Source organism: Clostridium disporicum, from assembly GCF_001405015.1.
Lineage (GTDB): Bacteria > Bacillota > Clostridia > Clostridiales > Clostridiaceae > Clostridium > Clostridium disporicum_B.
Genome location: NZ_CYZX01000015.1, coordinates 52054 through 78341, shown reverse-complemented (window position 1 = coordinate 78341; position 26288 = coordinate 52054). Strand labels below are relative to the sequence as shown.

Here is a 26288-nt window from a genome sequence, read left to right as displayed (position 1 = left end):
GCGGAAGTGACTCAACGGTAGAGTGTCACCTTCCCAAGGTGAAGGTTGCGGATTCGAATCCCGTTTTCCGCTCCAAGAATAACTAATATTATTTAGATATAGTATTAGTTATTTTTTATTTTTGTAGTATAATCAATTCATATTACGAGAGAAGGTATGGTATATGAATATAAGACATTTAAAAATTTTTATAACTGTTGCTGATTGTGGAAAAATGAGTGAAGCAGCAGAAAGACTTTTTATATCACAACCATCTGTTAGTCAAGCTATTAGAGAAATAGAAGATTATTACGGAGTTAAGCTATTTGAGAGACTTTCAAAGAAACTTTACATAACAGAAAGTGGAGAATTATTATTAAGATATGCTAGACATATTGTTAGTTCTTTTGATGAAATGGAGGCAGATTTAAAAAATTCAGGGCAAAACATATGCTTGAAGATCGGATCAACTGTCACTGTAGGAACTTGTATATTAAATGATATTATAAGTAAATTTGAAGAAGAAAATAAAGATATATCTACAAAAATAATTGTAAATAATACTAATGTTATTGAGAGTATGTTATTGCATAGTAATTTAGATATAGGAATAGTAGAGGGGATAGTTAATAATAAAGATCTTGTAAGAATTCCTATATGTAGTGATAAACTAGTTTTAGTATCAGGAAAAAAACATAACTTTTATTATAAAGATGAAATAAATATTGAAGAACTTTCAGGTCAAGATATGATTTTTAGAGAAAAGGGAAGCGGAGCTAGAGAGATATTTGACTCAATACTAGAAGAAAATAATATAGCTGTAAATGAAAAATGGAATAGCACAAATACAGAAGCTATAAAAAATGCAGTTATTGGGGGGCAAGGGTTAGGAATATTATCTACATTGATAATACAAGATGAAATTAAAGATGGTACACTACATATAATTCCAATAGAAAATATAGATATTTCGAGAGAAATATGTGTAGTGTACCATAAGGATAAGTTTATATCAAACCATTTAAAAAGATTGATAGAAAGTATACAATACTTAAAATAAGATTTTTAAAATGCCATATAAGCTATTGTTCCTATTAATCCTGAACCAAAAATAATTAATATAGGATTAACTTTAAATTTTCTGATAGCAAAAAGTCCTCCTACGAATAATAAAAATTCTATAGGTCTAAAATTTGATAATACTATATCTTGCTTTTCAGCTTGGAAAATAGCAAGTGTTAAAATAGATAATCCTGCTGAACTTATAAGAGCAACTACTGCAGGACGAAGACTAGCCAATATAGTTTGTACACCACCGAAATTACGATATTTATAATAGTAGTGAGCTAGTATAAGACAAATAATAAATGAAGGAATTATACATCCTAAAGTACAAATAAGAGCACCAGGTAAACCAGCTAATCGAGTTCCAACAAATGTTGCTGAATTAATAGATATAGGACCTGGTGTCATTTCGGCAATAGTAATTAAGTCAGCAAACTCTGGAAGAGTCATAAGTCCATGTATATTTACTATTTGATTTTGTATTAGAGGTATAGCAGCATATCCACCACCAACACTAAATAATCCTACTTGAATAAAGCTTAAAAATAATAGTCCTAGCATATTATACCTCCAAATTTGCTTTCTTCTTAGAATTTTTTATATCTAATATAAGATTTACGATACCAACAAGAATACATAGTAAAATTACTGTTATCGCACTTATACCTAATACATAAGTCATAATAAATGCTATTATCATTAGAGCAATGTATAAAACTTGACCTGTTTTTATTACATTTTTAGCTAAATTTATAACAACATCACATATAACAGCAGCAACACCAGCTCTCATTACCATTAATGCAGTTCCTATAATTTGGCTTTCTCTGAATTTAACGTAGAATGAAGATATAACAGAGATAATAGCGATAGGAGGTATAGATGTTCCTACAACTGCAACAATTGAGCCAAGAATTCCTTGCATTCTGTATCCTAAAATAACAGATGCATTTATTGGAATAGGACCTGGAGATGATTGAGCTATAGCTGTTATATCAAGCATTTCACTTTCATCTAGCCATCCTAATTCTTCAACGAATTTTTTCTTCATAAGAGATACAATTACAAATCCACCACCAAAAGTAAAGGCGCTAAGAATGAATGTAGATTTGAATAATTGCCAGAGTACTTTCCAATTTCTTTTATTTCTTAAACATTCCATTAATAGATTCTCCTTCTTGTTATTGATACTTTTAACAAAGTCCTATAATAGTATAAGTTTAAATTTTTGATTAGTAAAATACGTATATTTTATTAAAAATATAGGTATTTACTTATGGATATATAAACAAAAAAAAGAAACTGCTAATAATGCAGTTTCTTATATTTCATTTATTAATAAATCTAATGCAAGTTCATCTATCATTTCAGAAGAGTATAAAGTGTTTCCCATAAGCTTAAATATTATATCTTTCTTGCTATATCCTTCCTTATGAATTTTTAAGTCTTTCAATAATCTTTTTAGTGAACCATTATGAATTCCAAGTATTTCAGTTAGTTCTTTAGGCCAGTAATAATCTTTTGGAAGGCAATAATATAATTTCTCTTGTAACTCAAGTTTATACTTTAGATCAATAAAACGGTTATGGTGAGGACCGTCATTACCACGATGGTGTTCAGGACACAAGTATTTATAATTTATTTCTATATCAAAACCGCCTTGACTTCTAAATACTATATGATGAATATCAGCTATTTCACCACAAACTTCACATTTGTACAAACCTTTGCCCCCTTTTAATTTAATATATATATTATATTATCAATATTAATTTGTTTCAAATGTTACTATTGTATATTTATAATATAATATATTAATTGAGAGAATGAGATATTAATAAAAATTAATTATATCAATGAAAATAAAAGAAATTTTATACTATATTATATTAAGTTATTAATTATAAGGTGATAACCTTGAAATAAATAATACATAAGAAAAGTAATGGTTACAGAGAAGATTAATCATAGAAAAAAGTATAGTAATTATTGACAACTAAATTTTCAAGTGATAAAATTAAAAATGAAAAAGATAAATATTGTTTATGCGGGTATCGTATATCGGTAATACTCCAGCCTTCCAAGCTGGAAAGGTGGGTTCGATTCCCACTACCCGCTCCATTATAATTTTTTAAAATTAATATGCGCTATTAGCTCAGTTGGTAGAGCACCTGACTCTTAATCAGGGTGTCCCCGGTTCGAACCCGTGATGGCGCACCAAGCTTAATAAAAAGGATGGAGTATGTTCCATCTTTTTTTATTATATATACAAGAACAAATTTGTTGACATAACTTGTCTTAATTTGTTAGTATAATTATAAAAAAGAATACCTTATCAAGAGTGGTGGAGGGACTGGCCCTGTGAAGCCCGGCAACCTGTTTAGGTAGTTAAGAATTAATACTGTATAGTAAAGAGTTATTTTACTATATTATTAGCTATTGATTATTAATTACTTAATAGTTAGTGTTATTTTTTAGTTAAAGGTTATTTATAATAACTTTTAAGTGTTGAATTTTAACTAATGACGTGGTGCTAAATCCTGATAGATAAGAAGTATAAATATTAAGTGTACAGAGCTTCAGTATCTATTACTGGAGCTTTTTTTATTCTAAGATAATAAACTATAATCTAGAAGTATGTAGGATAAATACATTTTTTAACAAATGCAAAGAAAAAGGAGAAGAGAGAATGCAGAAAAAGGGAAGTTTAAGTGCTTTATTACCATTATTAGTTTTTTTAATTGTTTATGTGGGGTTATCTGTAATAGCTGGAGATATGTATGCGGTATCAGTTATAATACCATTTTCGGCAGCAGCGTTTACAGCAATATTTATGAGAGGTAAAGAATCTTTAACAGATAAGATAGAAATTTTTTGTAAGGGGGCAGGTGATAGTAATGTAATATTAATGATATTAATATTTGTTTTAGCTGGGGCATTTGCTCAGGTAGCAAAAGATATGGGAGCTGTTGATTCTACAGTTAATTTAGGATTATCAATATTACCAAGCAATCTTTTAATAGCAGGATTATTTATAATAGCATGTTTTATAGCATTATCTGTAGGTACATCAATGGGGACAATAGTTGCATTAGTTCCAATAGCAGTTGGAGTAGCAGATAAAACAGGGGTAGTAGTAGCTTTAGCAGTAGGAGCAGTAGTAAGTGGGGCAATGTTTGGTGATAATCTTTCAATTATTTCCGATACAACTATAGCTGCAACTAGAACACAAGGATGCGAAATGAAAGACAAGTTTAAAATGAACTTTAAAATAGTTTTACCGGCAGCTATTATTACAGCAATATTATTAGCATTCTTAACAAGAAATGCTGGAGTTACACAAGTAGAATCTTTAGAATATAGTTTAGTTAAAATATTACCGTATATGGCTGTAATTGTTTCATCTTTATTGGGATTAAATGTAATATTAGTTCTTTTAGGTGGAACTATAATAGCAGGTGGAATTGGAATATATTTTGGTGCTTTTGATATAATGTCATTATCTCAATCTATAGCTACAGGCGTTATGGGAATGGGAGAACTTATAATAATCTCTCTATTAATATCTGGAACAATATCATTAATAAAACATAATGGTGGAATAGATTATATATTAAATAAGGGATTAAAAGGATTTAAGAATAAAAGAAATGCTGAATTAGGAATAGCAACATTAGTAAGTCTTGTTGATGTTTGTACTGCGAATAACACAATAGCTATAGTTACAGTTGGACCTATAGCAAAGAATATATCAGATGAAGTTGGACTTGAACCAAAAAGAGTTGCAGGAATAATGGACATGTTTTCTTGTGTATTCCAAGGTATAATTCCATATGGAGCTCAATTAATTTCAGCAGCAGGACTTGCAGCGATATCACCATTTGCAATTATGAAGTATTTATTTTATCCATATTTAATGGGGGTATGTGCTGTTATAGCGATATTCTGGCACCACAGAAATAATAGCAAATTAAAAATAGAAGATAAGAACTTAAAATAAAAAACGATTTTACAATTTAGTCAGAGAAAATAAAAAAATAGATAATATACTTATTAATTTTATAAGTATATTATCTATTTTTAATTTTTAAATCTAAGTTTTTTGAGTATTTTTTACCGTTTGCTATTTCTAATTTTTAATTAGTAAACAAATACTTTGTGAAGATATTCCTTTTCCTTCACCTGTAAAACCAAGGCCTTCTTCTGTTGTAGCTTTAACGTTTATTTGATCTATATTTATATTTAAAGCATCAGCTATATTTTTTCTCATACCTTGTATATGAGGAGCCATCTTTGGTTTTTGAGCTATTATAGTTGAATCTATATTGTTTATTTCAAAACCATTATCTTTTAAAAGTTTCCCAACTTCTTTTAATAAATGTATACTAGAAATTCCTTTATACTTTGGATCAGTGTCTGGAAAGTGCTTTCCTATATCTCCAAGAGCAGAAGCTCCAAGTAATGAATCCATTATTGCATGTAATAAAACATCAGCGTCTGAATGTCCTAATAAACCTAATTCGTAAGGAATTTTTACTCCACCTAATATTAAATCTCTATTTTCTACTAATTTATGAACATCATAGCCCATTCCTATTCTCATTAAAATCACCTCGATAAAAATATAAATATATTTTACCACAAATAAGATAAAAAATTTAAATGAAAACAGAAGGTTTCTTCTTAGTAGCTTGAACTTTGTTTTTTAGTAGATATATTTGATTTATGATATAGCTTTCTTAAAGAGGACTTTAGAAACGCTTTTCTTATTTTTGTATACAATGAGTATAATAAAATCATATATTTTGATTTTATTTTTTTTCTTCTAAATAGGAAGTCTACATAGACAATATTATTTTTTTGGAGATGCATGTTAAACCACCCAATCTACAATATTATTGATTTCAAATAATATATTTAAAATACTTTATGCTATAATATATGTATAAAAAAGAAAATATGAACTTATTTAATAATTAATTATAGGTGGTGGAAAAGTGGACAAGTTTAGAAGGGGTATTGGATTGTTACTTATAGCTGTGGGTTTAATTATAATAGGAACTGTAGTCTATAAAAAAGTAGAAACAATTAGAAAACAAAAAGCTGTTATTGAGATGTTTGAAAGTAGTATAAGTGAAGGGTCTTTAACAAGTAAAGAAGAAGTTAATCTAGAAGATATTAATGGATATACTCCTATAGCAATAATAGAAATACCAAGTATAAAGTTATCTCAAGCATTAGTTGAAGGAATTTCAGATGATGTTCTTAAATATTTCTTAGGCCATTTTAATGATTCTGCTGCTCCTGGTGAGAAAGGTAATTTTGCAGTAGCAGGCCATAGAGTTTCTGATTATACAGATGCTTTTATCAACTTATATAAAGTAAAAGCTGGAGATGAAGTAATAGTTAAGACACATGATAAAAAATATACTTACGTAGTAGAAGATAATTTTATTGTAGAGCCTGAAGACGTTCATGTTTTAGATGATACAAAAGAAGCAACTATGACATTAGTAACATGTACTGTAGGAGCTAAACAAAGGGTTATAGTAAAGGGAAGGTTAATTTCAGAAGAAGAGTTAAATAGTTAGGGGATAAAAATGGGGAGAGACGAAAGAGTAGTATATAGATTTTCATCTATAGCACCACTTATAGTTATAAGTGATGAGATAATTGAAGAAAGAAAAGAACAAATATTATTATTAAAGAGAGAACTTATTAATTACAGAGTAATATTAAAAGACTTAGCATTAATGGAAGTACCGTATTCAATAAAGAATGAACTTTTAAATATCGCTTTTTTTATAGTTCAAGATGTTGAAATATTAAATAACTTTAAAAGTAAGAAAAATATTCCGATGAGTGTAGTTGCAAAAGAATTTGGCAAGACTAGAAGATACTTAGAAGAATGGAGAGATAATATAGTGACATATGTTGTTATATTATCAGACCCTAAATATAAGCATATACAGGATTATTTAAGGGTAATAGAAGATGAAGAAAAAGATATTGATGTAAATGCTTTAAGTATTTTAAAAAATAATAAAGATATTAAAGGAATTGTTATAAGCTCTAGAAAAAAGAATGCGATGATAATGACCTCTATGGGTGACCTAGTAAAGATTAAGACAAATGATATAGTATCAATAGGTGAAGAGGTTAGTGGAACTCCAAAGAAGTTATTGAGAGATTATAAATTTCATATATCAATGTTAGTAGCTATCTTTTTAGTTTTAATCGGAATGACTATTTTCAGATATACTAAAGTAGTAAGTACTGTAATGGTAGGAACAACATCAAATATTGTATTAGAGGTAAATTCTTTTAATAGGATAAAAAATATATATTCTAGAACTGAAAGAGGAAGTAAAATGGTAGAAACCATTGATGTCCTTGATAAAGGTATAGATCATGCAATATATAGTATAATTAAGTATGCAAATGAAAATGATATGATGCCTCAAACAGGTATAATAGTTACTGTAAATGGAAAACCAATAAAATATGGACTATTATCTAAAACCGAGGATTATATATATTTAGAACAAATAGATTTTAAATTAAATAATTCTGGAATAGAGCAGAATTTTTAGTAGTAAGAGGGAAGTATATGAAACAAAATTCACAAAAGAGGAATAATATAATTATTCATAATGATAGACCAGATGATATAAGATTAAATAAATATATAAGTGAATCAGGTTATTGTTCAAGAAGAGAAGCTGATAAATTAATTGAAAGTGGAAGAGTTACTATAGATAATGTAAAAGCAACTATGGGAACTAAAGTTTCAAAAGGGCAAGTAGTAAGAGTTGATGGTAAAAAAATATATAAGGATGAAGAACTGGTATATATAGCTTTAAACAAACCAGTTGGAATTACATGCACAACTGAACATAAGGTAAAAGGAAATATAGTTGATTTTGTTAACCATGAAAAAAGAATATTTCCTATAGGAAGATTGGATAAAGATTCACAAGGACTTATCTTTTTAACGAATGATGGTGATATAGTAAATAAGATTCTTAGAGCAGGAAATAATCACGAGAAGGAATATATAGTAACTGTAAATAAACCAATTAATGATGAATTCGTTAAACGAATGAGTAATGGTATAAGAATACTAGGTCAAGTAACAAAGAAATGCTATGTTAAAAAAGAAGGTAATAACACTTTTAGAATTATACTTACACAAGGATTAAATAGACAGATTAGAAGAATGTGTGAAGCTTTAGGATATGAAGTTACTAAGCTTAAAAGAGTAAGGATTATGAATGTTAATTTAGATGATTTAAAAATAGGTCAATGGAGAGATATGACTGAAAAAGAGTTAAAAGAACTCAATAGATTGATATCAACATCTGTGAAAACTAAAGATGCTGAGCAAATAAAATAGAATTATTAATAAATTAAAAATAAACTGCTTAGGCGGTTTATTTTTTTGTTATTTTTACTATAAAATTTTGATTTGTTTTTATATTAAAATTTATAGAGCATTTTTGAAAGTGTGATTAACGAATTAATTAATGTGTATAATAAAAAATATTTGGGAAAATCTAATTTGGAATTATTTTTTACAAATAAAGGAGTTACACACAGTTTCCACAAGTGCCTGTGGATAAGTTGTTATAAATTTGTTGATAGCAATGTTAATAATTATTAGTAAAATTGTAGATAATATTGATAAAAGAAAGAACTATATCGAAAAAAGAGGAGAGATATCGATGAAATGGCTAAAACAGGCGATTTTAGTAATATTCATGTTATCAACAGTTTTTGGGAGTTGTCCACAAAGTATGTTGATAACAAGGGGATATAGTAATATTTATCCACAGATGACTATTGTGGATAAAGTTTATAAGAGTAAAAATGATTATTTGCAAATTGATGTAACTATTCCACAAATAAAAAATTTACCGAATGAAGATAAAGAAAAAAATATAAATAATTTAATCACAACCTGGACAGAAGAATGGATAAATGATGCTAAATATATTGCAGATGAGTATTTTAAGAATGGAACACCCCCTTTAAATCCATATCAGCTTAATGCTAAATATAAAGTTACTAATTTGAAAAAAGTTATAAGCTTATATATTGATTATTATCAATATACTGGAGGAGCTCATGGTGTAACAACAAGAAAATCATATAATATAGATGAAACAACTGGAGATATATTAACATTAAAAGATCTGTTTAATAGTGAATATAATTATAAAGATAAGATAGATTCAAATATTAAGAATGAGATTAATAAAAATTCTGATATTTATTTTACTGGTAAAGAAGGATTTAATGGAATTGATGAAAAAACAAAATTTTATATAGAAGATGGTAATCTGGTGATATATTATGGACAATATGAAATTGCACCATATGCAACAGGAATACCAGAATTTCGTATGCCTATAAATATGTTTGAAGAAAACTTTAAGTATGGTAAAATTTAATTTAAACATATGCTTAGAGAGGTTTATATGAAAGAAATTAAAAATATATTTAGTGATCAAAGGAAGTTCTTTGATTCAGGAAAAAGTAATGATATTGATGTTAGAATTAAACAACTAAAAACATTGAAAAAAGTTATAAAGGAAAATGAAAAGGAAATATTACAAGCATTAAAAGATGATTTAGGAAAATCAAACTTTGAAGCCTATGCAACAGAAATAGGGTTAGTATATGATGAGATTAATTTACACATAAAGAATGTAAGAAAGTGGTCTAAGAGAGAGAAGAGAAGTTCGCCAATTGTATATTACCCTTCAAAAAGTTACATATATAAAGAACCTTATGGAGTTACATTGATAATTGGGCCATTTAACTATCCGTTTCAATTAGTTATAGCACCACTTATTGGTGCTATATCAGCAGGAAATACAGCAATAATAAAGCCTTCAGAAACTACTATAAATACAGCTAGGTTACTAGAGAAAATTATAAATGAAAATTTTGATAAAGGATATATAAGAGTTGTTAATCCATTAGGAGGAAAAGAAGTGGTATCTTATCTTTTAGATTTACCTTTTGATTATATATTCTTTACTGGAAGCGTAAGAGTTGGAAAAATTGTTATGGAAAAGGCAGCTAAAAATCTTACTCCGATAACTTTAGAATTAGGGGGAAAGAGTCCTTGTATAGTAGATAGAGATGCAAATATTAATTTAGCAGCTAAGAGAATAGTTTGGGGAAAATTTTTAAATGCAGGTCAAACATGTGTTGCTCCAGATTATTTATTTTTACATAAAGATATAAAAGATAAATTTTTAAGAACTTTAGTTAAAGAAATTAAGACGCAATTTGGTGAAATAATAAAAGAAAGTCCAGATTATCCTAGAGTAGTAAATACTATATCTTTAGATAGATTTTCAAATTATTTAAATGATGGAGATATATATTTTGGAGGAGAAATTGATAAAGATCAACTATATATGGATCCAACTATTTTAACCAACGTGAAGCTAGATTCATCAGTTATGACAGATGAAATTTTTGGACCGATACTTCCAGTAATAGAGTTTGAAAATTTAGATGAAACAATCAGTATTATAAATCATAGAGAGAAGCCATTAGCTTTATATTATTTCTCAGAAAGCAATAAAAATATAGAGTATATTATAGAAAGAACTAGTGCAGGAGGAGTAACTATAAATGATACTATAATACATGTTGCTAACGGAAACCTTCCTTTTGGAGGAGTAGGACCAAGTGGATTAGGGAAATATCATGGAAAAGATAGTTTTAATACTTTTACTCATAGTAAATCAGTTATGAAAAGAGGAACCTTTATAGAGTTTAAAGTTAGATTTGCACCTTATAATAATAGAATAAATCTATTAAGAAAAATAATGAAATAAATTATAAGCAACTGTAAAGAGGCCACCAAAAGGTAGCCTCTTTACAGCGATGACTTTATACAAAATCATCAAATTGCTCGTTAGTGTTAAGATCATTTAGCAGATGTTTAATTTCTTGGTCTTTATTCTTATCCATAACAAGAATAACATCACCAGCATCAACAACAACTAAATCTTTAACGCCAAAACCTATTATTAAATTTTTATCTCCAAAGATTGAACAGTTTTCACAATCTTGAACATATACATTCTTACTAATATTATTGCTATTATTTTGAGTTAAGAATCTGCTAAGTGCAGTAAAGCTACCAATATCATCCCAAGCAAAGTTACCTTTGATCACATATGCTTTTCTAGTACGTTGCATCACACCAAAGTCAATAGATATTCCATCTATAAGATTGTATTGTTCCCTAACTACTTGCTCTTCAAATTCTTCACCGATGTTTTGATAAATCTCCATAAGTGATTTATACATCTTTGGAAGATATTTTTCTATTTCACGCAGAATTACATCTGCTCTAAAGATAAACATACCAGAGTTCCATAGATAAGTGCCTTTTAGTAGAAAATCCTTAGCAACCTCTATATTGGGTTTTTCAGTAAATCGAGCAATTTTATAAGCTGCCTCAGAAGATACAATTCTTTCACCCATTTCAATATAACCATATCCAGTTTCGGGTCTAGTTGGAGTAATACCAACTGTTACAATGCCTCGACGTTTATTTGCTATATCAATAGCTTCTGACAATACATCTAAATATTCTTTTTTACCCTCTACATGATGGTCTGAAGGTAAGACAACCATTATGGCATCTTTATCCTTTTTTAAAAGCTTGACTGCAGATAAACCTATGCAAGTTGCGGTTTCCTTGTTTTGAGGTTCTGTAAATATATTGTCAGGATTTATATCGCTTAACTCATTTTTAATTTTATCTACATAATCTTGATTAGTAACAACGTAAATATTCTCCTTACTAATTAGAGGAGTTATTCTTTCAACGGTGTTTACTAAAAAGCTTTTACCATTAATTAGTTTCAAGAATTGTTTAGGTTGGTTAGTCCTTGATAAGGGATATAACCTAGTACCTTTTCCCCCTGCTAGAACTAGTGCGTATATCAAATGATCCAACTCCAAGTAATGCTATAGTGTATTATATGAGAGGAAAATAATATTTGTGAAATGTATAAAGAGATATTTGATTAATATAAATGCAATAAAATGAAGATATTAGTTAAAATAAATTGATTTTTAAATAATATATTTTTGGATTAAGATATTATTTTAAGTTTTTTTGTAATATTTGAAATATAATGATAATAAGAAGAGAAAAATTAAATAAAGTTTTTAGTAAAAAAAAATAAAGTCAGCATTACTGACTTTATTAGTAAGTATTCATTAATAGACTTAACTATTTTTAAGCTCTTGAAGCATATATTTTTGATTCAACATCTATAAATACTTGAGCAAGAACACCATAAGTTTTACCCCAAGCATCCATTATATCATCTGTAGCAGCATCTCCTAAAACTTCTTTTATAGCAATTAATAAATTTTCTCCAACTATAGGATAATGTTCAGGTTTTACTCCAGAATCACAATGTCTTATTGCTATTTTTTCAACTACAGGCATTATAGCTGATAGGTTGTCTATGTTTTGAGCAGAAGCTAGAATAGACATTGCTAATGCTTTAGGTTGTTCACCAGATTTTTGTCTATCCATGTTAAATAATGGTGCAACTTCAGGATTTCTTTCAAACATTGTCTTGTAGAAAGTTTTTGTAATATCTAATCCATGAGCTTTTAAAGCTGGAACTGTACTTTTTATTATATCCATTGTTTTTTGATCTAACATATTAAAACTCCTTTTTAGTAAATATTAATTAATAATTATTATCTATGAGTATAATATATCACTTTTGAATTAAATGTGCAAGTAAAATATACATTTAATTTTAAAATAAGTTTTTGAAGTTATGGGAAATTTAATATTATTAATTAAATTTATGGGGTAATGTATATGAGACTTGTAAAAATTTTAAGATTAACATTTGTGGCAATTGTAATTGGGTTACTATCAGGAGTTTCAATAGGAGTGTTTTTAATACTATTAGAAAAGTCAATTAATTTAAATTTAACTTATTATAATTTGATATGGTTTTTACCGGTTTCAGGATCATTGATGACATTTCTTTATAAGAAGTTTGGAGGAAATTCTAATAAGGGAAATAATATAATAATTGAAAATATAAATGGAAGCAATGAGGAAATTAAATTTATTATGGCTCCTCTAGTTTTTATAGGTACAGTGCTAACACATCTATTTGGAGGTTCTGTAGGAAGAGAGGGGACTGGAGTTCAGATTGGGGGAACTATAGCAAATTCTTTATGTAAATTATTGAATTACAAAGAAGATAAAAAAATTTTATTAATTACTGGTATGGCTGCTGGATTTTCATCAGTATTTGGAACTCCTCTTGCAGGGACAATATTTGCATTAGAGGTATCAGCTATAGGGAGTATAAGTTATAATTCTATGTTACCGGCAATAACTGCAGCTATAGTAGGAGATAGAGTAGTAAGATTTTTAGGCGTAAAGCATACACATTTTGATTTTCCACCAGTTGAACCTTTTTTATTTACAAATATATTTAGAGTAATAGTTATGTCTATATGTTTTGGATTAGTTAGTAGATTATTTATTGAGATGACTAAATTATTTAAGTATATATTAGGAAAATATATTAAGAATAACTATTTAAAAGCTTTCATAGGTGGAAGTTTAATGGTTAGTGTTACATTAATTATTGGAAATAGAGTATATAACAATTTAAGTTTAGGATTATTAACAGGAGCATTTGATAAAGAAGTACCGTATTTTGCATTTCTAATAAAGTTGGTTTTAACAACATTATGTTTAGGAGCAGGTTATCAAGGAGGAGAGGTAACACCGTTATTTGTAATAGGAGCCACTTTAGGATCAACATTAGCAAATATATTTGGAGTACCAAGAGCGGTAGCAGCATCATTAGGATTAGTTAGTGTTTTTGCAGGAGCCACTAATGCTCCAATAGCCTGTTTTATTATGTATATTGAACTCTTTGGATCAGTGAATATAGTTTTTGCTATGGTGGTTTGTATAATAAGCGTAATTATTTCAGGCAAAAAAGGAATATATTCATCTCAGCTTTGGATAGAGTAGAAAGGGTGTATAAGTAAGCAACCCCTAAAAATATAAATTATAAAATTTATATTTTTAGAGGTTGCTTGAATTAAACTATTATGCTAATAGCTTAACTATATTATTATATCTTTCAGAGTTTTCTACAACAGAAATTTTATGTTTTGCAGTAATAAATCTTTGACTTTGACATAGACTTCCGTTTTTAGCTGCAGTATGTATTACACCATCTATATCTACTATAGCTCTATTATATTTATCAAAACCTTTTAAAGTAACTGTTAAACCAGAGTTTCTCATGAAATTTAACGCTTTAGCTAATAATTCATCATCTTCAGTAGAAGAAGTATCTGATAAAAACACTTCAATGCAATCATTACTAATATAAAAAATATGGTTCATAAGTCACCTCTTTAAATACTTTCTATAATATAAATATTCGTTAAGAATAAAAAAATTCCTTTAAAACGTTTACAAAAAATATAAAAATAAAACAAAAAACGAAGGCATTAGCAGATTACCTTCGTTTTCAAACCTATTTTTGCCTGGTAGGTTTATGAAATTATTATACCATAAAAATACAATTAAAGGTATATATTTTAACAAGCAACTAATTTTTTTTAATTTATTAAATAATTGTAAAATGAATTATAAATAATTGACATTTTCAAATAAGTGGTATATAATACTATATAAAATGAATATTGATTAAAGGGGAGTAGTTTAAAATATAACATCAACAATCGCGACTTTTAAGTCTGGTGTTATATGCCTACTAGGTTACGAGACTTTTAATATAATTCTTAAAAAAATAACTTAGATGTTATTTTAATGAGAACTATATTAAGAGTCTCTTTTTATATTGACTCATATTATTGTAAATTTGATAAGGGGGAAAAAGTATGAAAAGTTATTTTAATATTAATGTAGAGGATTCATTGAAAGATTTTAATGTTACAAAAGATGGTTTAACATCACAACAAGTTACGGAAAGCTTAAGTAAAAATGGATTAAATGCACTTAATGAGAAGAAGAAACAAACAGTTATCCAAGTGTTTTTAAGTCAGTTTAAGGATTTGCTAGTATTTATATTAATTATTGCAGGAATAATATCAATGATGAGTGATAATGTAGAAAGTACATTAGTAATATTTGCAGTTATTATTTTAAATGCAATACTTGGAACTGTACAACATTTTAAGGCAGAACAATCTTTAGATTCTCTTAAAGCTTTGTCATCACCTTCAGCAAAGGTTATAAGAGATGGAGCTAAAATAGAGATAGATTCTAAAAATGTAGTCCCTGGGGATATATTAATATTAGAAGCTGGGGATTTAGTAGCTGCTGATGGTAGAATTATTGAAAATTACTCACTTCAAGTAAATGAAAGTTCACTAACTGGAGAATCATTAAGTGTTGATAAAGCAACTGAAACAATAGATAAAGAAGAAGTAGCTTTAGGTGATCAGAAAAATATGGTATTCTCAGGATCTCTAGTTACATATGGTAGGGCTTTAGTGTTAGTTACTTCAACAGGTATGAAAACAGAGATTGGTAAGATAGCAACTCTAATGGAAGAAACTCAAGAAAAGAAGACTCCATTACAAGTAAGTTTAGATGATTTTAGTAAGAAACTAGCATTTATAATATTAGCTATTTGTGTTGTTGTATTTGGATTATCTTTATATAGAAAAATGCCAGTAATTGATTCATTAATGTTTGCTGTTGCTCTTGCTGTTGCAGCTATACCAGAGGCTTTAAGTTCAATAGTAACTATAGTTCTTGCTTTAGGTACTCAAAAGATGGCAAAAGAAAATGCTATTATTAAAAAATTAAAAGCTGTAGAAGGGTTAGGTTCAGTATCTATAATATGTTCTGATAAAACAGGTACATTAACTCAAAATAAAATGACTGTAAAAAAAGTATATGTTGATGGGGAACTTATAGATGGTGAAAGTTTAAGCCTAGATAATAATGTACAAGCATACTTATTAAAGAATGCTATACTTTGTAATGATTCTACATCACAAGATGGAAGAGAAATTGGAGACCCAACAGAAGTTGCTTTAGTTAATTTAGGTCATAAACTTTCTATTAATGAACTAAATTTACGTGGAGATATTTCAAGATTATCAGAAATTCCATTTGATTCAGATAGAAAACTTATGAGTACTCTTCATAATATAGATAACAAGAATATAATGTTCACAAAAGGTGCATTAGATGTAATGCTTGATAGAGTTAAATATATTATGACTTCAGAAGGTGTTAAAGAAATAAGTTATGAAGATAAGCAAAATATAATAATAACTAATAAAGAATTATCTGAAAATGGATTAAGAGTTTTAGCTTTTGGATATAAGGAGTTATCAGATATTAGAGATTTAACTTTAGAAGATGAAAACAACTTTACTTTCATAGGATTAATTTCGATGATAGACCCTCCAAGAGAAGAAAGCAAACAAGCGGTTGCGGATTGTATAAGAGCAGGTATTAAACCAATTATGATTACAGGTGACCATAAGATTACAGCTTCAGCTATTGCAAAAGAAATTGGTATTTTAAGAGATGGAGACAGAGCTATTGAAGGTCTAGAAATAGATAAGATGACCGATGAAGAATTGAAAGAAAATATTGAGCATATATCAGTTTATGCTAGAGTTTCACCAGAACACAAAATTAGAATAGTAAAAGCATGGCAAGAAAAAGGTGAAATAGTTGCTATGACTGGTGATGGAGTTAATGATGCGCCAGCATTAAAGCAGGCTGATATTGGTATAGCAATGGGTATTACAGGTACGGAAGTTTCAAAAGATGCAGCATCTATGATATTAACTGATGATAACTTTGCTACTATAGTTAAATCAGTTTCTAATGGTAGAAATGTTTATAGCAATATTAAAAACTCAATAAGATTTTTACTTTCAGGTAATACTGCAGGGATAATAGCTGTTTTATATTCATCAATAATGGCGTTACCAGTGATATTTGCACCAGTACATTTATTATTTATGAATCTTTTAACTGATAGTCTGCCTGCTATAGCAATAGGTATGGAAAATGCTAATAAAGGATTGTTAAATGAAAAGCCAAGAGGAAGAAGCGAATCAATATTAACTAAAGATTTCTTATTAGGTATTGGTTTAGAAGGATTGTTAATAGGAATAGTAACCTTAATAGCATTCTATATGGGAGGAGCTAAGGGAGGAACTCCATTAACAGCATCAACTATGGCATTTGCAACACTTTGTTTAGCTAGGTTATTCCATGGATTTAACTGTAGAGGTAAGAATTCAATCTTTAGATTAGGTGTATTTGCAAATAAATATACTTGGGGAGCTTTTGGAATTGGATTAATACTTTTAAATGCTGTTTTATTTGTACCTTTCTTACAAAGATTATTCCAAGTTGAAAACTTAAGATTAAATCAATATGGAACAATATATTTATTAGCGATAATACCAACTATAATAATACAAATCGTTAAGATTGTTAAAGAAAATATTGCTGATAGAAAAGAAAATATTAGTATAATAGAAAAAGAAGAAAATTTAGAAAATATAGCATAATCATAAATATTTTAAGATAAATTGTAAACTTTTTTGTATATGGTAATAAACTATAGTAAAGGGAATTCTCAAATATAAGTCAGATAGCAGCACAGAAGAGAGCCATAATTTTAGGCTATGCAACAAATAGGTAACCTGCTATCAGATATTTTTATAAGGAGGCTAGTGCTTAGGCACAGCCTTTTTTTATTATCAATAATTAACTTATATGATTGGTTTAATAAAAGGTTTTATGTTAATACTTAAAAATATTAAATCTATTAGGGGATAGTACAATGAAAACAGATTTATATAAAGGTAAAATATTAATAATAATTTTATCAGCTATTATAAGCGGAATATCATTTACTGTTGATAACTTAGGAATACTTATGTGGATAAGTTTTATTCCTTTAATTAATATATTAATTAGACAAGAGAATACTTTTATAAAAATATTTAAAATTGGAACTATATTTGGAACTACATACTATTTAGTGTTATTACATTGGATATTCAATCTATATCCTTTTGAATGGCTTGATTTAGGTAAGACAAAAAGTATTATAATACTTTTTTGTGGATGGATATTAATTAGTTTGTTGGAAGGCTTAGTAATAGGTATAGTTCTTGGAATTTTTAAATATCTAAAAGTAAAAAACAACTTATTAAATATTTTTACTATAGCAAGTTTATGGGTTGTAATTGAGTATATACAGGAACAAGGATTATTAGGATTTCCATGGGGAAAGCTTGCTATATCTCAGGTAGATTACTTACCTATAATTCAAAGCATCTCTCTTTTTGGAAGTAGCTTTATTAGTTTTATAATAATAGTTTTTAATGGAATGATTTTAGAGGGATTAGTTAATTATAAGAAGAATAAAGCTGTAGCTATGAAATTAGTTTTTATAGCTATATTAATTTTTATTGTTAATATAGCTTATGGATATGCAAAATTAAATGAGAGGGTAGATAGTAAAGAGGTAAATGTAACTGTTGTACAAGGAAATATAAATACTACTGAAAAATGGCAAAAAGGAGACATATTTAAAAGTTTTAATATTTATAAAGAGTTAACTGTAGAGGCTGTTGAAAATAGTAGTACATATGGGGATAAGACTGAAGTAGTATTATGGCCAGAGACTGCTATACCTATAGATATTTCAAAGAATAGTTGGATATTACAGGAGTATAAGGCGTTAGCTAAAAGTCTTAATGTTACATTTATGACTGGTACTTTTTATACAGACTATAAAAATGATTGTTATAAATATAATTCTATAGTAGCCATAAATAGTGATGGAGATATTGAAGACATTTACTTTAAGAGACATCTAGTACCATTTGGGGAAGTTCTACCTTTTTAAGAATTTCTACTAGATAATATTCCTATAATTAAAGAGTTAAATCTTGTAGATGGTGATCTTAAAGCAGGAGAGGAATCAGCAATTATTGATGAGAGTAATATTAAGATAGGATGTTTAGTATGCTATGAATCTGTATTCCCAAGGTTAGTAAGAGAGAGTGTAAAAGATGGAGCTGAAGTAATATTTATAGCAAGTAATGATTCTTGGTTTAAAGATTCTAAAGCAGTTTATGAACATAACAATAATGCAGTTCTAAGGGCTATTGAAAATAATAGATATGTTGTAAGTGCTGCTAATACGGGAATTTCTTGTTTTATAGATAATAAAGGAAGAATAGTAGAAAGGTTAAGCACCTTAAAGCAAGGATATATAAATTCATCTGTAGAGATTATAAATGATAAGACGTTATATACAATGATAGGTGAATATATAATTTACATAGTTATTTTATTTATAGTATGTGTATTTTTAATAAAGAATTTATATAGAAACTATGAGGATTAGATATAACTAAAGTATTAGCTTTCTAATAATATTGATTTATTATTAAATCAAAAATATATAAATTGTTTACAATGGGTATGAATTAAATAATGATATATATTTAATTTAATACAAAGGATAAAGAATTATTATTGAAGGTTATGATTAGAGTTTTGAATAAAAATAAAGAGATATTATTAGTAATAATATCTGCTATAATAGCTGGATTATCTTTTACATATGATAATCTAAGCTTATTTATGAGGATAGGATTAATACCATTTTTATAAATAAATATATAATAATTTCAGTAAGCATATTTATAGTTAATTTAGTATTTGGGTTAATAAAAATTAATAGCATTAATAATAATGACTTAGTAGATATATCTATTATTAAAGGAAATCTATCTACAGAAGAAAAGTAGAGTACTAATGATACACATGACCACTTCAAAATATATGAATAATTAACTAAAGAATCTATTGGAATGTTGCTACCATTAGAAAGTGGGTACATAAATACTAAAGTTCAATTTATTAACGAGAATACACTATATAGTAAAGTAGGAGATATTTTAGTTTTAGTTGCATTTATAAGATTAGGAACTATATTTTTAATGAAGAAAAGAAATAAAGTGCGCACTAGGTGCGCAAGTGAAAAGTCGACTTCGTCGAGGTGAAAAGGCTGCTAAAGAAGCCGGGAAAAGTTAACTTAAGTTAAGGTGAAAATGCTACTTGCGTAGCAGAAAAAAGTGCAATACTCAGACTTTTCATTATTGCGAAAAGCAATATTTTCCCTGTTACGTAAGTGACCTTTTCCCTTCAGCGTTAGCTAACTTTTCTCCTTTGACGAAGTCAAACTTTTCTCTAAAGTGCTTCGCACTTTATTTCAATTAAGCTAAGAAGCCAAAATAGTATCCTATAATTCCAATAGCAAATAATCCGAAGATTATCCATAAAGGATTAACTTTTTTCTTAAGAAGTTTCATACAACCAAAAGTCATCAATAAAGGAATTAATCCTGGAAGTAAGCTATCAAGTACGCTTTGAACTGTAGTAACTACGTTTGTACCATCTTGAGCAGTGTATTCTGCTAATACAAATGGAATATTAACAGTTGTCCACTTACAAATTAGAGCTCCGATTACGAATAAACCAAGAATTGAAGCTCCTTCTGTTAGTTTTTGAAGCTTATTTCCGGCCATATCTTTGATTATATCAGTACCTTTAGTGTAGCCATATTCGATACCTATCCATCTAAATCCAAGACGAACTACATTGAATAGAAGGAAGAAAAGAAGAGGTCCAAGCAAACTACCAGTAAGTGCTAAGGAAGCTCCTAATGCAGCAGTTACTGGTCTTAAAGTACCCCAGAATATTGGGTCGCCAACACCTGCTAAAGGGCCCATTAAACCAACCTTTAAACCGTTAATTGAACCATCATCTATATCTGCACCATTTGCTTTTTGTTCTTCCATAGCCAGATTAACACCTAAGATAGGAGCAGTTACAAATGGTTGAGTATTAAAGAATTCTAGATGTCTTTTTAATGCCTTCTTTCTGTCTTCACCTTGATATAATCTTTTTATTGCAGGTATCATAGCATAGCAATATCCTAAAGCTTGCATTCTTTCAAAGTTCCAAGAACCTTGATGAAGATTAGAACGAAGAAATACATGAATACGATCTTGTTTTGTTAATTTTATTTCACTCATTATTTACACTCCTTTCTTAGTCTAATAAATCATCATTATCAGTATTGCTTACTACTGTAACAGTTTTAGATTCGTTATATTTAGGATTTAATTGAATATAAACTATTGCAGCTACTGTTCCTAAAACACCAAGAGCTATAAGGTTAAAGTCAGTAAATGCAGCAACTACGAATCCTAAGAATAGGAAAGGCATTAGATATTTTGCCTCCATCATATTTATAACCATTGCATATCCTACAACAACTATAAAACCACCAGCAACTCCAAGTCCTCCACTTAACCATTGAGGAATAGCATTAAGCATGTTTTGAACAGCTTCAGTTCCTATAAATATAGCAACTATTAATGCAGGAATAGATACACGTAGAGCTTGAATTATTAATGCTAATAGATGACACATATCAATTCCTTTTAAATCACCTTTTTCAGCATATTTATCAGCTTGATGTTGGAAGAATACTGTTATAGTTCTAGCGAATATAGTTAAAACTTGACCTGCAGCAGCTAGTGGAACTGCTAGAGCAATACCAGCACCCATTTCTTGTTTTCCTGATATAACTATAATTGTAGAGATAATTGATGCTAGAGCAGCATCAGGAGCCATTGCAGCACCGATGTTCATCCATCCAAGTGCCATCATTTCTAGGGTACCACCAATGATGATACCGGTTTTAAGATCACCTAAAATAAGTCCGACAAGTGTACACGCTATAAGTGGTCTATGAGTTTGAAATTCATCAAGAACGCTACCCATACCAGATATACATGCAACTATGAAGATAAGGATAATTTGAATAGTTGACATAAATAAACCTCCCTTTTTTATATAAAAAATTTATAGGCTAATTAAAAATTTTTATTTATCAGAGGCATAATATTAGTTTTTGAATCTGATGCAACCTTTCTTATTTCTAATTCAATACCTTTGCTATCAAGATATCTAAAAGCTTTAACATCTTCTTCGTTTACAGAGACTGCAGTAGTTAATTGTTTTTTACCTTCTTTAAAGCACATACCACCAATGTTTACAGATTTAATATCTACTCCGGCATCTATAAGTCTTACTACATCGGTAGGATTAGTAAATAATAATAATACGGTATCATTTGCATAAGTAGGATTATTGTAAACCCTCACAGCTTTATCTATACTTACAACATGAGATTTTACTCCAGGAGGAGCAACTTGAGTTAATAAAGTTTTTCTAAGATTATCGTTAGCAACTTCATCATTGCAAACAATTATTCTTTGGCATTTACATTCTTTTGTCCATACTGTTACAACTTGTCCGTGAATTAACCTGTCATCAATCCTAGCTAATCCAATTTTCATAATAAATCATCATCCTCTCTATTTAAATCTATAGATTTCTTTAATGAGCAGATACTTTTTTGAGCTGAATTAACAGCAATTGATACCAATTCTTCTAATGAAGAATTATCAATATTTGAATAAACTTCTAATAACATAGGAAGATTTACTCCAGTAACGACATCCATGTTAACGTTATCTATTGATAGCATACTAGCTGTATTAAATGGACTACCACCAAATAAATCTACTAAAAAAAGAACTTCGGAATCTTTATCAAGCTTATTTATTATAGTGTTGTATTTATCAATCAAATCTTTTTGACCTTCTCCAGGAAGAAAGGTTATATAGTTAACATTTTCTAACTTTCCATAAATAAGCTCAGCTGAATTAATAAGTTCCCTAGAAAAACTACCATGTGTTCCAATTATCAGCGATACCATTAAATCATCTCCTCGATTTTTATATTAAAAATTGTGAATAATAAAAATAATGTCTAAAATATTTACTTTATATTTATATGTTAATTTATTGTGAATAGAATGAAAAAATTTCATATTTTGAAAATTTAATATAGAGATAATGTTGACAAAAATACTAGGGTAAGCATAATATATAAGTATGAACATATGAACAACTATTCATATGAATGGGGGATTAAGATGGAAGAGAAAAATGAAAGCTGTTTATGTAATGTGATACACAAAGATGTAGTAGAAGAAGTAAGAGATAAATTGCCAAAAGAGGAGACGCTTTATGAACTAGCTGAGTTTTTCAAAGTGTTTGGAGATACAACAAGAATAAGAATACTTTGTGCACTATTTGAAGCTGAAATGTGCGTATGTGATTTATCGGCGCTTCTAAATATAAGCCAATCAGCTATATCACATCAATTAAGAGGATTAAAAGCTGCAAGAATAGTCAAATTTAGAAGAGAAGGTAAAGTTGTTTATTATTCATTAGATGATGAACATATTAAGCATATTTTTGATGAAGGATTTAGACATATTTCAGAATAAAGGAGGAGTATTTATATGGATGATGATGTTAAAAAGGTTAAGCTGTTATTAAAAGGTTTAAGTTGCGCAAATTGTGCTAATAAAATAGAAAGCAAAGTAAGTAATATAAATGGAATAAAAGAAGCTACTGTAAACTTCGCTACGAGTACTTTAATTGCTGAAGTTTTTGTTAATCATAATAAAGAAGAAATAATAAATCAAATAAAAGATATAGTTAAGTCTATCGAAAAAGATGTTATTGTTGAAGAAGTAAAAGGTAATATAAAACGTCCTGCTAGAACAATAAGTAGGTGTGAAGATGGTTGCTGCACCATAAATAATCATAGCGATAATTATACAAATGATAAAACAGTAAATAAAAGTAATAGGATATTATTAAAAGGATTAACTTGTGCAAATTGTGCAAATAAAATTGAAGCGAAAGTTAAAAACCTTGATAGTATAAAGTACGCTAATATAAACTTTGCAACTACAACTCTATTAGTGGAGTTAAATAAAGGATATAAAATAGAGGAAGCATTTAAAGAAATTAATAAAATAGTAAAAAGTTTAGAACCTGATGTTGAAGTTGAATTACAGGAAACAAGCAAGAAAGGAAAAAGGAATAGAACTATTTTAAGTGATGCAAGTTCTTCGAATGAGGTAGTATGTGAAAAAGAAAAGAAAACTACAATGTCTTATGTAAAAGAAAATATATTTCTAGTTATAGGTACTTTAGGATTTGTTCTTGCTGTTATGTTAGAAAGTTATCCGTTAATAGCCTTTATATTTTTTGCAGCAACTTATTTGATTATTGGTAAGAATGTTCTGATAACGGCAGCAAAGAATATATTAAGAGGAGAAGTATTTGATGAAAACTTCTTAATGGCTATAGCTACTTTAGGAGCTTTTGCTATAGGGGAATATCCAGAAGCTGTAGCAGTTATGTTATTCTTTGAAATAGGAGAAGCATTCCAAAAGTATGCAGTTGAAAGATCAAGAAAATCTATATCTTCTTTAATGAATATAAGAGCAGATTATGCAACTGTATTAGAAAATGGAAATGAGATAAGAGTAGATCCGGAAGATGTTGAAATTGATGAAATAATAATAATAAAACCAGGTGAAAGAGTTCCTTTAGATGGAATAGTTGTAGATGGAACAAGTTTTATAGATACGTCTGCACTAACAGGAGAATCAGTTCCTAGAGAAATAACCGTTGATACAGAAATATTAGCTGGTGCTATAAATAACACTGGAGTATTAAAAGTAAGAGTTACAAAAGAGTATGGAGAATCAACTGTTGCAAGAATTTTAGAACTTGTTGAAAATGCTTCAAATAAAAAAGCTTTAACAGAAAAGTTCATAACGAAGTTCTCTAAGATTTACACACCTGTAGTTTGTTTAATAGCTTTATTAGTTGCTGTAGTTCCACCATTAATTATGAAAGATCAAACATTTTCTGTATGGATATATAGAGCATTATCTTTATTAGTAGTTTCATGTCCTTGTGCATTAGTAGTATCAGTTCCTCTAGGAATATTTGCAGGAATAGGCGGTGCATCTAAAAAAGGTGTATTAGTTAAAGGTGGTAACTATCTTGAAGCATTAAAAGATGTGGAAACAGTAGTTTTTGATAAAACAGGTACTTTAACTAAAGGAGTATTTAAAGTAACAGAAATAAATACAAATAATATAGATAAAGATGAGTTACTAAAGTTAGCGGCGTATGGTGAAAGTAATTCTAATCACCCTATAGCTTTGTCAATAGTTAAGGCTTATGGAAAAGAAATAAATAAAGAAAGCTTAATTAATTATGAAGAAATTTCAGGTCATGGAATAAAAGTTAATATCGAAGGAAATGAAGTACTTTTAGGTAACTACAAATTAATGAATAAATTTAATATCAAATTTAATGAAGTAGATACTATTGGTACAATAGTCCATGTGGCTATCAATGGTAAGTATAAGGGAAATATAGTTATATCAGATGAGATAAAAGAAACATCTAAAGAAGCAATAGAAACATTAAAGAGCATTGGAATAAAAAATACTGTAATGCTTACTGGGGATAATAAAGTTGTAGCTGATAAAGTAGGTAAGATAATAGGTTTAGATCAAGTTTATTCAGAATTATTACCAGCTGATAAAGTAGAACAAGTTGAAAAGTTAATGAATATTAAATCTTCAAAAGGAAAGCTTGTTTTTGTTGGTGATGGAATAAATGACGCCCCAGTACTTGCAAGAGCAGATATTGGAATAGCTATGGGAGGAATTGGTTCAGATGCGGCTATTGAGGCTGCAGATGTCGTATTAATGAAAGATGATCCTAAATCTATAGTTGATGCTATAAAAGCAGCAAGAAAAACAAATAAAATACTTTGGCAAAATATAATATTTGCATTAGCTGTAAAAACTATAGTAATGATATTAGTTGCATTTGGAATTGGTACTATGTGGGAAGCTGTATTTGCTGATGTTGGTGTCACAATATTAGCTGTAATTAACTCTATAAGGTGTCTTAGATAAAAGTTGACAAAGAAATTTACTTTAATTATAATTTAAAAGTCGAGAATATTTGGGCATAAGGGAGTAGCATGCAAGATCATCGCATCTTGTAACAAAGTCAACATATTGATGTGAATACATCTGGCTTTGTTTTAAATTGTGAGACTTATGTATAACGAATCTGCTACGTTATACATAAGTCTCTATTTTTTTAGGAAAAATAAGATGAAACTTTAAGTAAAATAATTGATAGGTATTAATATTAATTTA

The 26288-nt window shown here is 28.4% G+C and carries 23 protein-coding genes, 3 tRNA genes and 1 pseudogene; 16 read left to right on the top strand and 11 right to left on the bottom strand.

Annotation, left to right across the window (positions count from 1 at the left end):
• Positions 1-75: transfer RNA gene (locus ARA56_RS11025), tRNA-Gly, on the top strand.
• Positions 76-163: 88 nt separating this feature from the next.
• On the top strand, positions 164-1039 hold the full coding sequence (locus ARA56_RS11020) for a LysR family transcriptional regulator (RefSeq protein ID WP_055266657.1): 876 nt from the start codon (positions 164-166) through the stop codon (positions 1037-1039).
• A 5-nt stretch (positions 1040-1044) separates the two neighbouring features.
• Here the strand turns inward: ARA56_RS11020 and ARA56_RS11015 are convergent, their stop codons facing one another.
• The 3 genes from ARA56_RS11015 to ARA56_RS11005 all read right to left on the bottom strand — a co-directional run bounded on the left by ARA56_RS11015 (position 1045) and on the right by ARA56_RS11005 (position 2767).
• Complete coding sequence (locus tag ARA56_RS11015; RefSeq protein ID WP_055266655.1) at positions 1045-1605, bottom strand: chromate transporter; 561 nt, start codon at positions 1603-1605, stop codon at positions 1045-1047.
• 1 nt (position 1606) lies between these two features.
• Positions 1607-2206 (bottom strand): chromate transporter, encoded by a 600-nt coding sequence (locus ARA56_RS11010; RefSeq protein ID WP_055266653.1) that lies wholly within the window; start codon positions 2204-2206, stop codon positions 1607-1609.
• A gap of 159 nt (positions 2207-2365) precedes the next feature.
• A complete protein-coding gene (locus tag ARA56_RS11005; RefSeq protein ID WP_055266651.1) occupies positions 2366-2767 on the bottom strand; it encodes an HNH endonuclease in 402 nt (133 codons plus the stop codon).
• Positions 2768-3091: 324 nt separating this feature from the next.
• On the opposite strand from ARA56_RS11005, the gene ARA56_RS11000 reads away from it, so the two are divergent.
• The 3 genes from ARA56_RS11000 (at position 3092) to ARA56_RS10990 (ending at position 5044) form a co-directional block, all read left to right on the top strand.
• Positions 3092-3165: transfer RNA gene (locus ARA56_RS11000), tRNA-Gly, on the top strand.
• A gap of 23 nt (positions 3166-3188) precedes the next feature.
• Positions 3189-3264, top strand: a tRNA-Lys gene (locus ARA56_RS10995).
• Between the two features lie 340 nt (positions 3265-3604).
• On the top strand, positions 3605-5044 hold the full coding sequence (locus tag ARA56_RS10990; RefSeq protein WP_341380553.1) for a Na+/H+ antiporter NhaC family protein: 1440 nt from the start codon (positions 3605-3607) through the stop codon (positions 5042-5044).
• A 129-nt stretch (positions 5045-5173) separates the two neighbouring features.
• On the opposite strand, the gene ispF is transcribed toward ARA56_RS10990, so the two are convergent.
• On the bottom strand, positions 5174-5647 hold the full coding sequence (gene ispF, locus ARA56_RS10985; protein ID WP_055266647.1) for a 2-C-methyl-D-erythritol 2,4-cyclodiphosphate synthase: 474 nt from the start codon (positions 5645-5647) through the stop codon (positions 5174-5176).
• A gap of 394 nt (positions 5648-6041) precedes the next feature.
• On the opposite strand from ispF, the gene ARA56_RS10980 reads away from it, so the two are divergent.
• The 5 genes from ARA56_RS10980 (at position 6042) to ARA56_RS10960 (ending at position 10901) form a co-directional block, all read left to right on the top strand.
• Complete coding sequence (locus ARA56_RS10980; protein ID WP_055266645.1) at positions 6042-6635, top strand: class D sortase; 594 nt, start codon at positions 6042-6044, stop codon at positions 6633-6635.
• A 9-nt stretch (positions 6636-6644) separates the two neighbouring features.
• Positions 6645-7637 carry an anti-sigma factor domain-containing protein gene (locus ARA56_RS10975; protein WP_055266643.1) on the top strand — a complete coding sequence of 331 codons (993 nt, stop codon included), beginning with the start codon at positions 6645-6647 and terminating at the stop codon, positions 7635-7637.
• A 17-nt stretch (positions 7638-7654) separates the two neighbouring features.
• Positions 7655-8440, top strand: coding sequence for a 23S rRNA pseudouridine(2604) synthase RluF (rluF, locus tag ARA56_RS10970; RefSeq protein ID WP_055266640.1), 786 nt, complete (start codon positions 7655-7657; stop codon positions 8438-8440).
• A 328-nt stretch (positions 8441-8768) separates the two neighbouring features.
• Entirely contained in the window at positions 8769-9497 is a 729-nt protein-coding gene (locus ARA56_RS10965) for a DUF3298 and DUF4163 domain-containing protein (RefSeq protein WP_055266638.1), read from the top strand.
• A 27-nt stretch (positions 9498-9524) separates the two neighbouring features.
• On the top strand, positions 9525-10901 hold the full coding sequence (locus ARA56_RS10960; RefSeq protein WP_055266635.1) for an aldehyde dehydrogenase: 1377 nt from the start codon (positions 9525-9527) through the stop codon (positions 10899-10901).
• 55 nt (positions 10902-10956) lie between these two features.
• On the opposite strand, the gene ARA56_RS10955 is transcribed toward ARA56_RS10960, so the two are convergent.
• Together ARA56_RS10955 and ARA56_RS10950 are read right to left on the bottom strand one after the other, a co-directional pair.
• Entirely contained in the window at positions 10957-12024 is a 1068-nt protein-coding gene (locus ARA56_RS10955; protein WP_055266633.1) for a mannose-1-phosphate guanylyltransferase, read from the bottom strand.
• Positions 12025-12319: 295 nt separating this feature from the next.
• Positions 12320-12757 carry a globin domain-containing protein gene (locus ARA56_RS10950; RefSeq protein WP_055266631.1) on the bottom strand — a complete coding sequence of 146 codons (438 nt, stop codon included), beginning with the start codon at positions 12755-12757 and terminating at the stop codon, positions 12320-12322.
• A gap of 165 nt (positions 12758-12922) precedes the next feature.
• Between ARA56_RS10950 and ARA56_RS10945 the strand changes: the two genes are divergently transcribed.
• Complete coding sequence (locus tag ARA56_RS10945) at positions 12923-14104, top strand: chloride channel protein (protein WP_242855932.1); 1182 nt, start codon at positions 12923-12925, stop codon at positions 14102-14104.
• A 78-nt stretch (positions 14105-14182) separates the two neighbouring features.
• Here the strand turns inward: ARA56_RS10945 and ARA56_RS10940 are convergent, their stop codons facing one another.
• Entirely contained in the window at positions 14183-14485 is a 303-nt protein-coding gene (locus ARA56_RS10940; protein WP_055266626.1) for a hypothetical protein, read from the bottom strand.
• Positions 14486-14985: 500 nt separating this feature from the next.
• Here ARA56_RS10940 and ARA56_RS10935 point away from each other — a divergent pair, with 500 nt between their 5' ends.
• The 3 genes and pseudogenes from ARA56_RS10935 to ARA56_RS17050 all read left to right on the top strand — a co-directional run bounded on the left by ARA56_RS10935 (position 14986) and on the right by ARA56_RS17050 (position 19774).
• Positions 14986-17652: a cation-translocating P-type ATPase gene (locus tag ARA56_RS10935; RefSeq protein ID WP_055266624.1), complete on the top strand. Its 2667-nt coding sequence runs from the start codon at positions 14986-14988 to the stop codon at positions 17650-17652.
• A 275-nt stretch (positions 17653-17927) separates the two neighbouring features.
• A pseudogene (lnt, locus tag ARA56_RS10930) lies at positions 17928-19505 on the top strand (apolipoprotein N-acyltransferase).
• 140 nt (positions 19506-19645) lie between these two features.
• Positions 19646-19774, top strand: a complete 129-nt coding sequence (locus ARA56_RS17050; RefSeq protein ID WP_278336522.1) for a hypothetical protein — start codon at positions 19646-19648, stop codon at positions 19772-19774.
• A gap of 605 nt (positions 19775-20379) precedes the next feature.
• Here ARA56_RS17050 and manZ read toward each other — a convergent pair.
• The 4 genes from manZ to ARA56_RS10910 are packed head-to-tail and all read right to left on the bottom strand — an operon-like array spanning position 20380 to position 22955.
• Positions 20380-21201 (bottom strand): PTS mannose transporter subunit IID, encoded by an 822-nt coding sequence (gene manZ / locus ARA56_RS10925; protein WP_055266620.1) that lies wholly within the window; start codon positions 21199-21201, stop codon positions 20380-20382.
• Between the two features lie 16 nt (positions 21202-21217).
• Entirely contained in the window at positions 21218-22006 is a 789-nt protein-coding gene (locus tag ARA56_RS10920; RefSeq protein ID WP_055266618.1) for a PTS mannose/fructose/sorbose transporter subunit IIC, read from the bottom strand.
• 41 nt (positions 22007-22047) lie between these two features.
• On the bottom strand, positions 22048-22533 hold the full coding sequence (locus ARA56_RS10915) for a mannose/fructose/sorbose PTS transporter subunit IIB (protein ID WP_055266616.1): 486 nt from the start codon (positions 22531-22533) through the stop codon (positions 22048-22050).
• A complete protein-coding gene (locus ARA56_RS10910) occupies positions 22530-22955 on the bottom strand; it encodes a PTS sugar transporter subunit IIA (RefSeq protein ID WP_055266614.1) in 426 nt (141 codons plus the stop codon). Before ARA56_RS10910 ends, ARA56_RS10915 begins: the two co-directional genes overlap by 4 nt.
• Positions 22956-23174: 219 nt before the next feature.
• On the opposite strand from ARA56_RS10910, the gene ARA56_RS10905 reads away from it, so the two are divergent.
• Together ARA56_RS10905 and ARA56_RS10900 are read left to right on the top strand one after the other, a co-directional pair.
• Positions 23175-23531, top strand: a complete 357-nt coding sequence (locus ARA56_RS10905; protein WP_055266612.1) for an ArsR/SmtB family transcription factor — start codon at positions 23175-23177, stop codon at positions 23529-23531.
• 15 nt (positions 23532-23546) lie between these two features.
• A complete protein-coding gene (locus tag ARA56_RS10900; protein ID WP_055266610.1) occupies positions 23547-26039 on the top strand; it encodes a heavy metal translocating P-type ATPase in 2493 nt (830 codons plus the stop codon).
• The last annotated feature ends 249 nt before the right edge of the window (positions 26040-26288 follow it).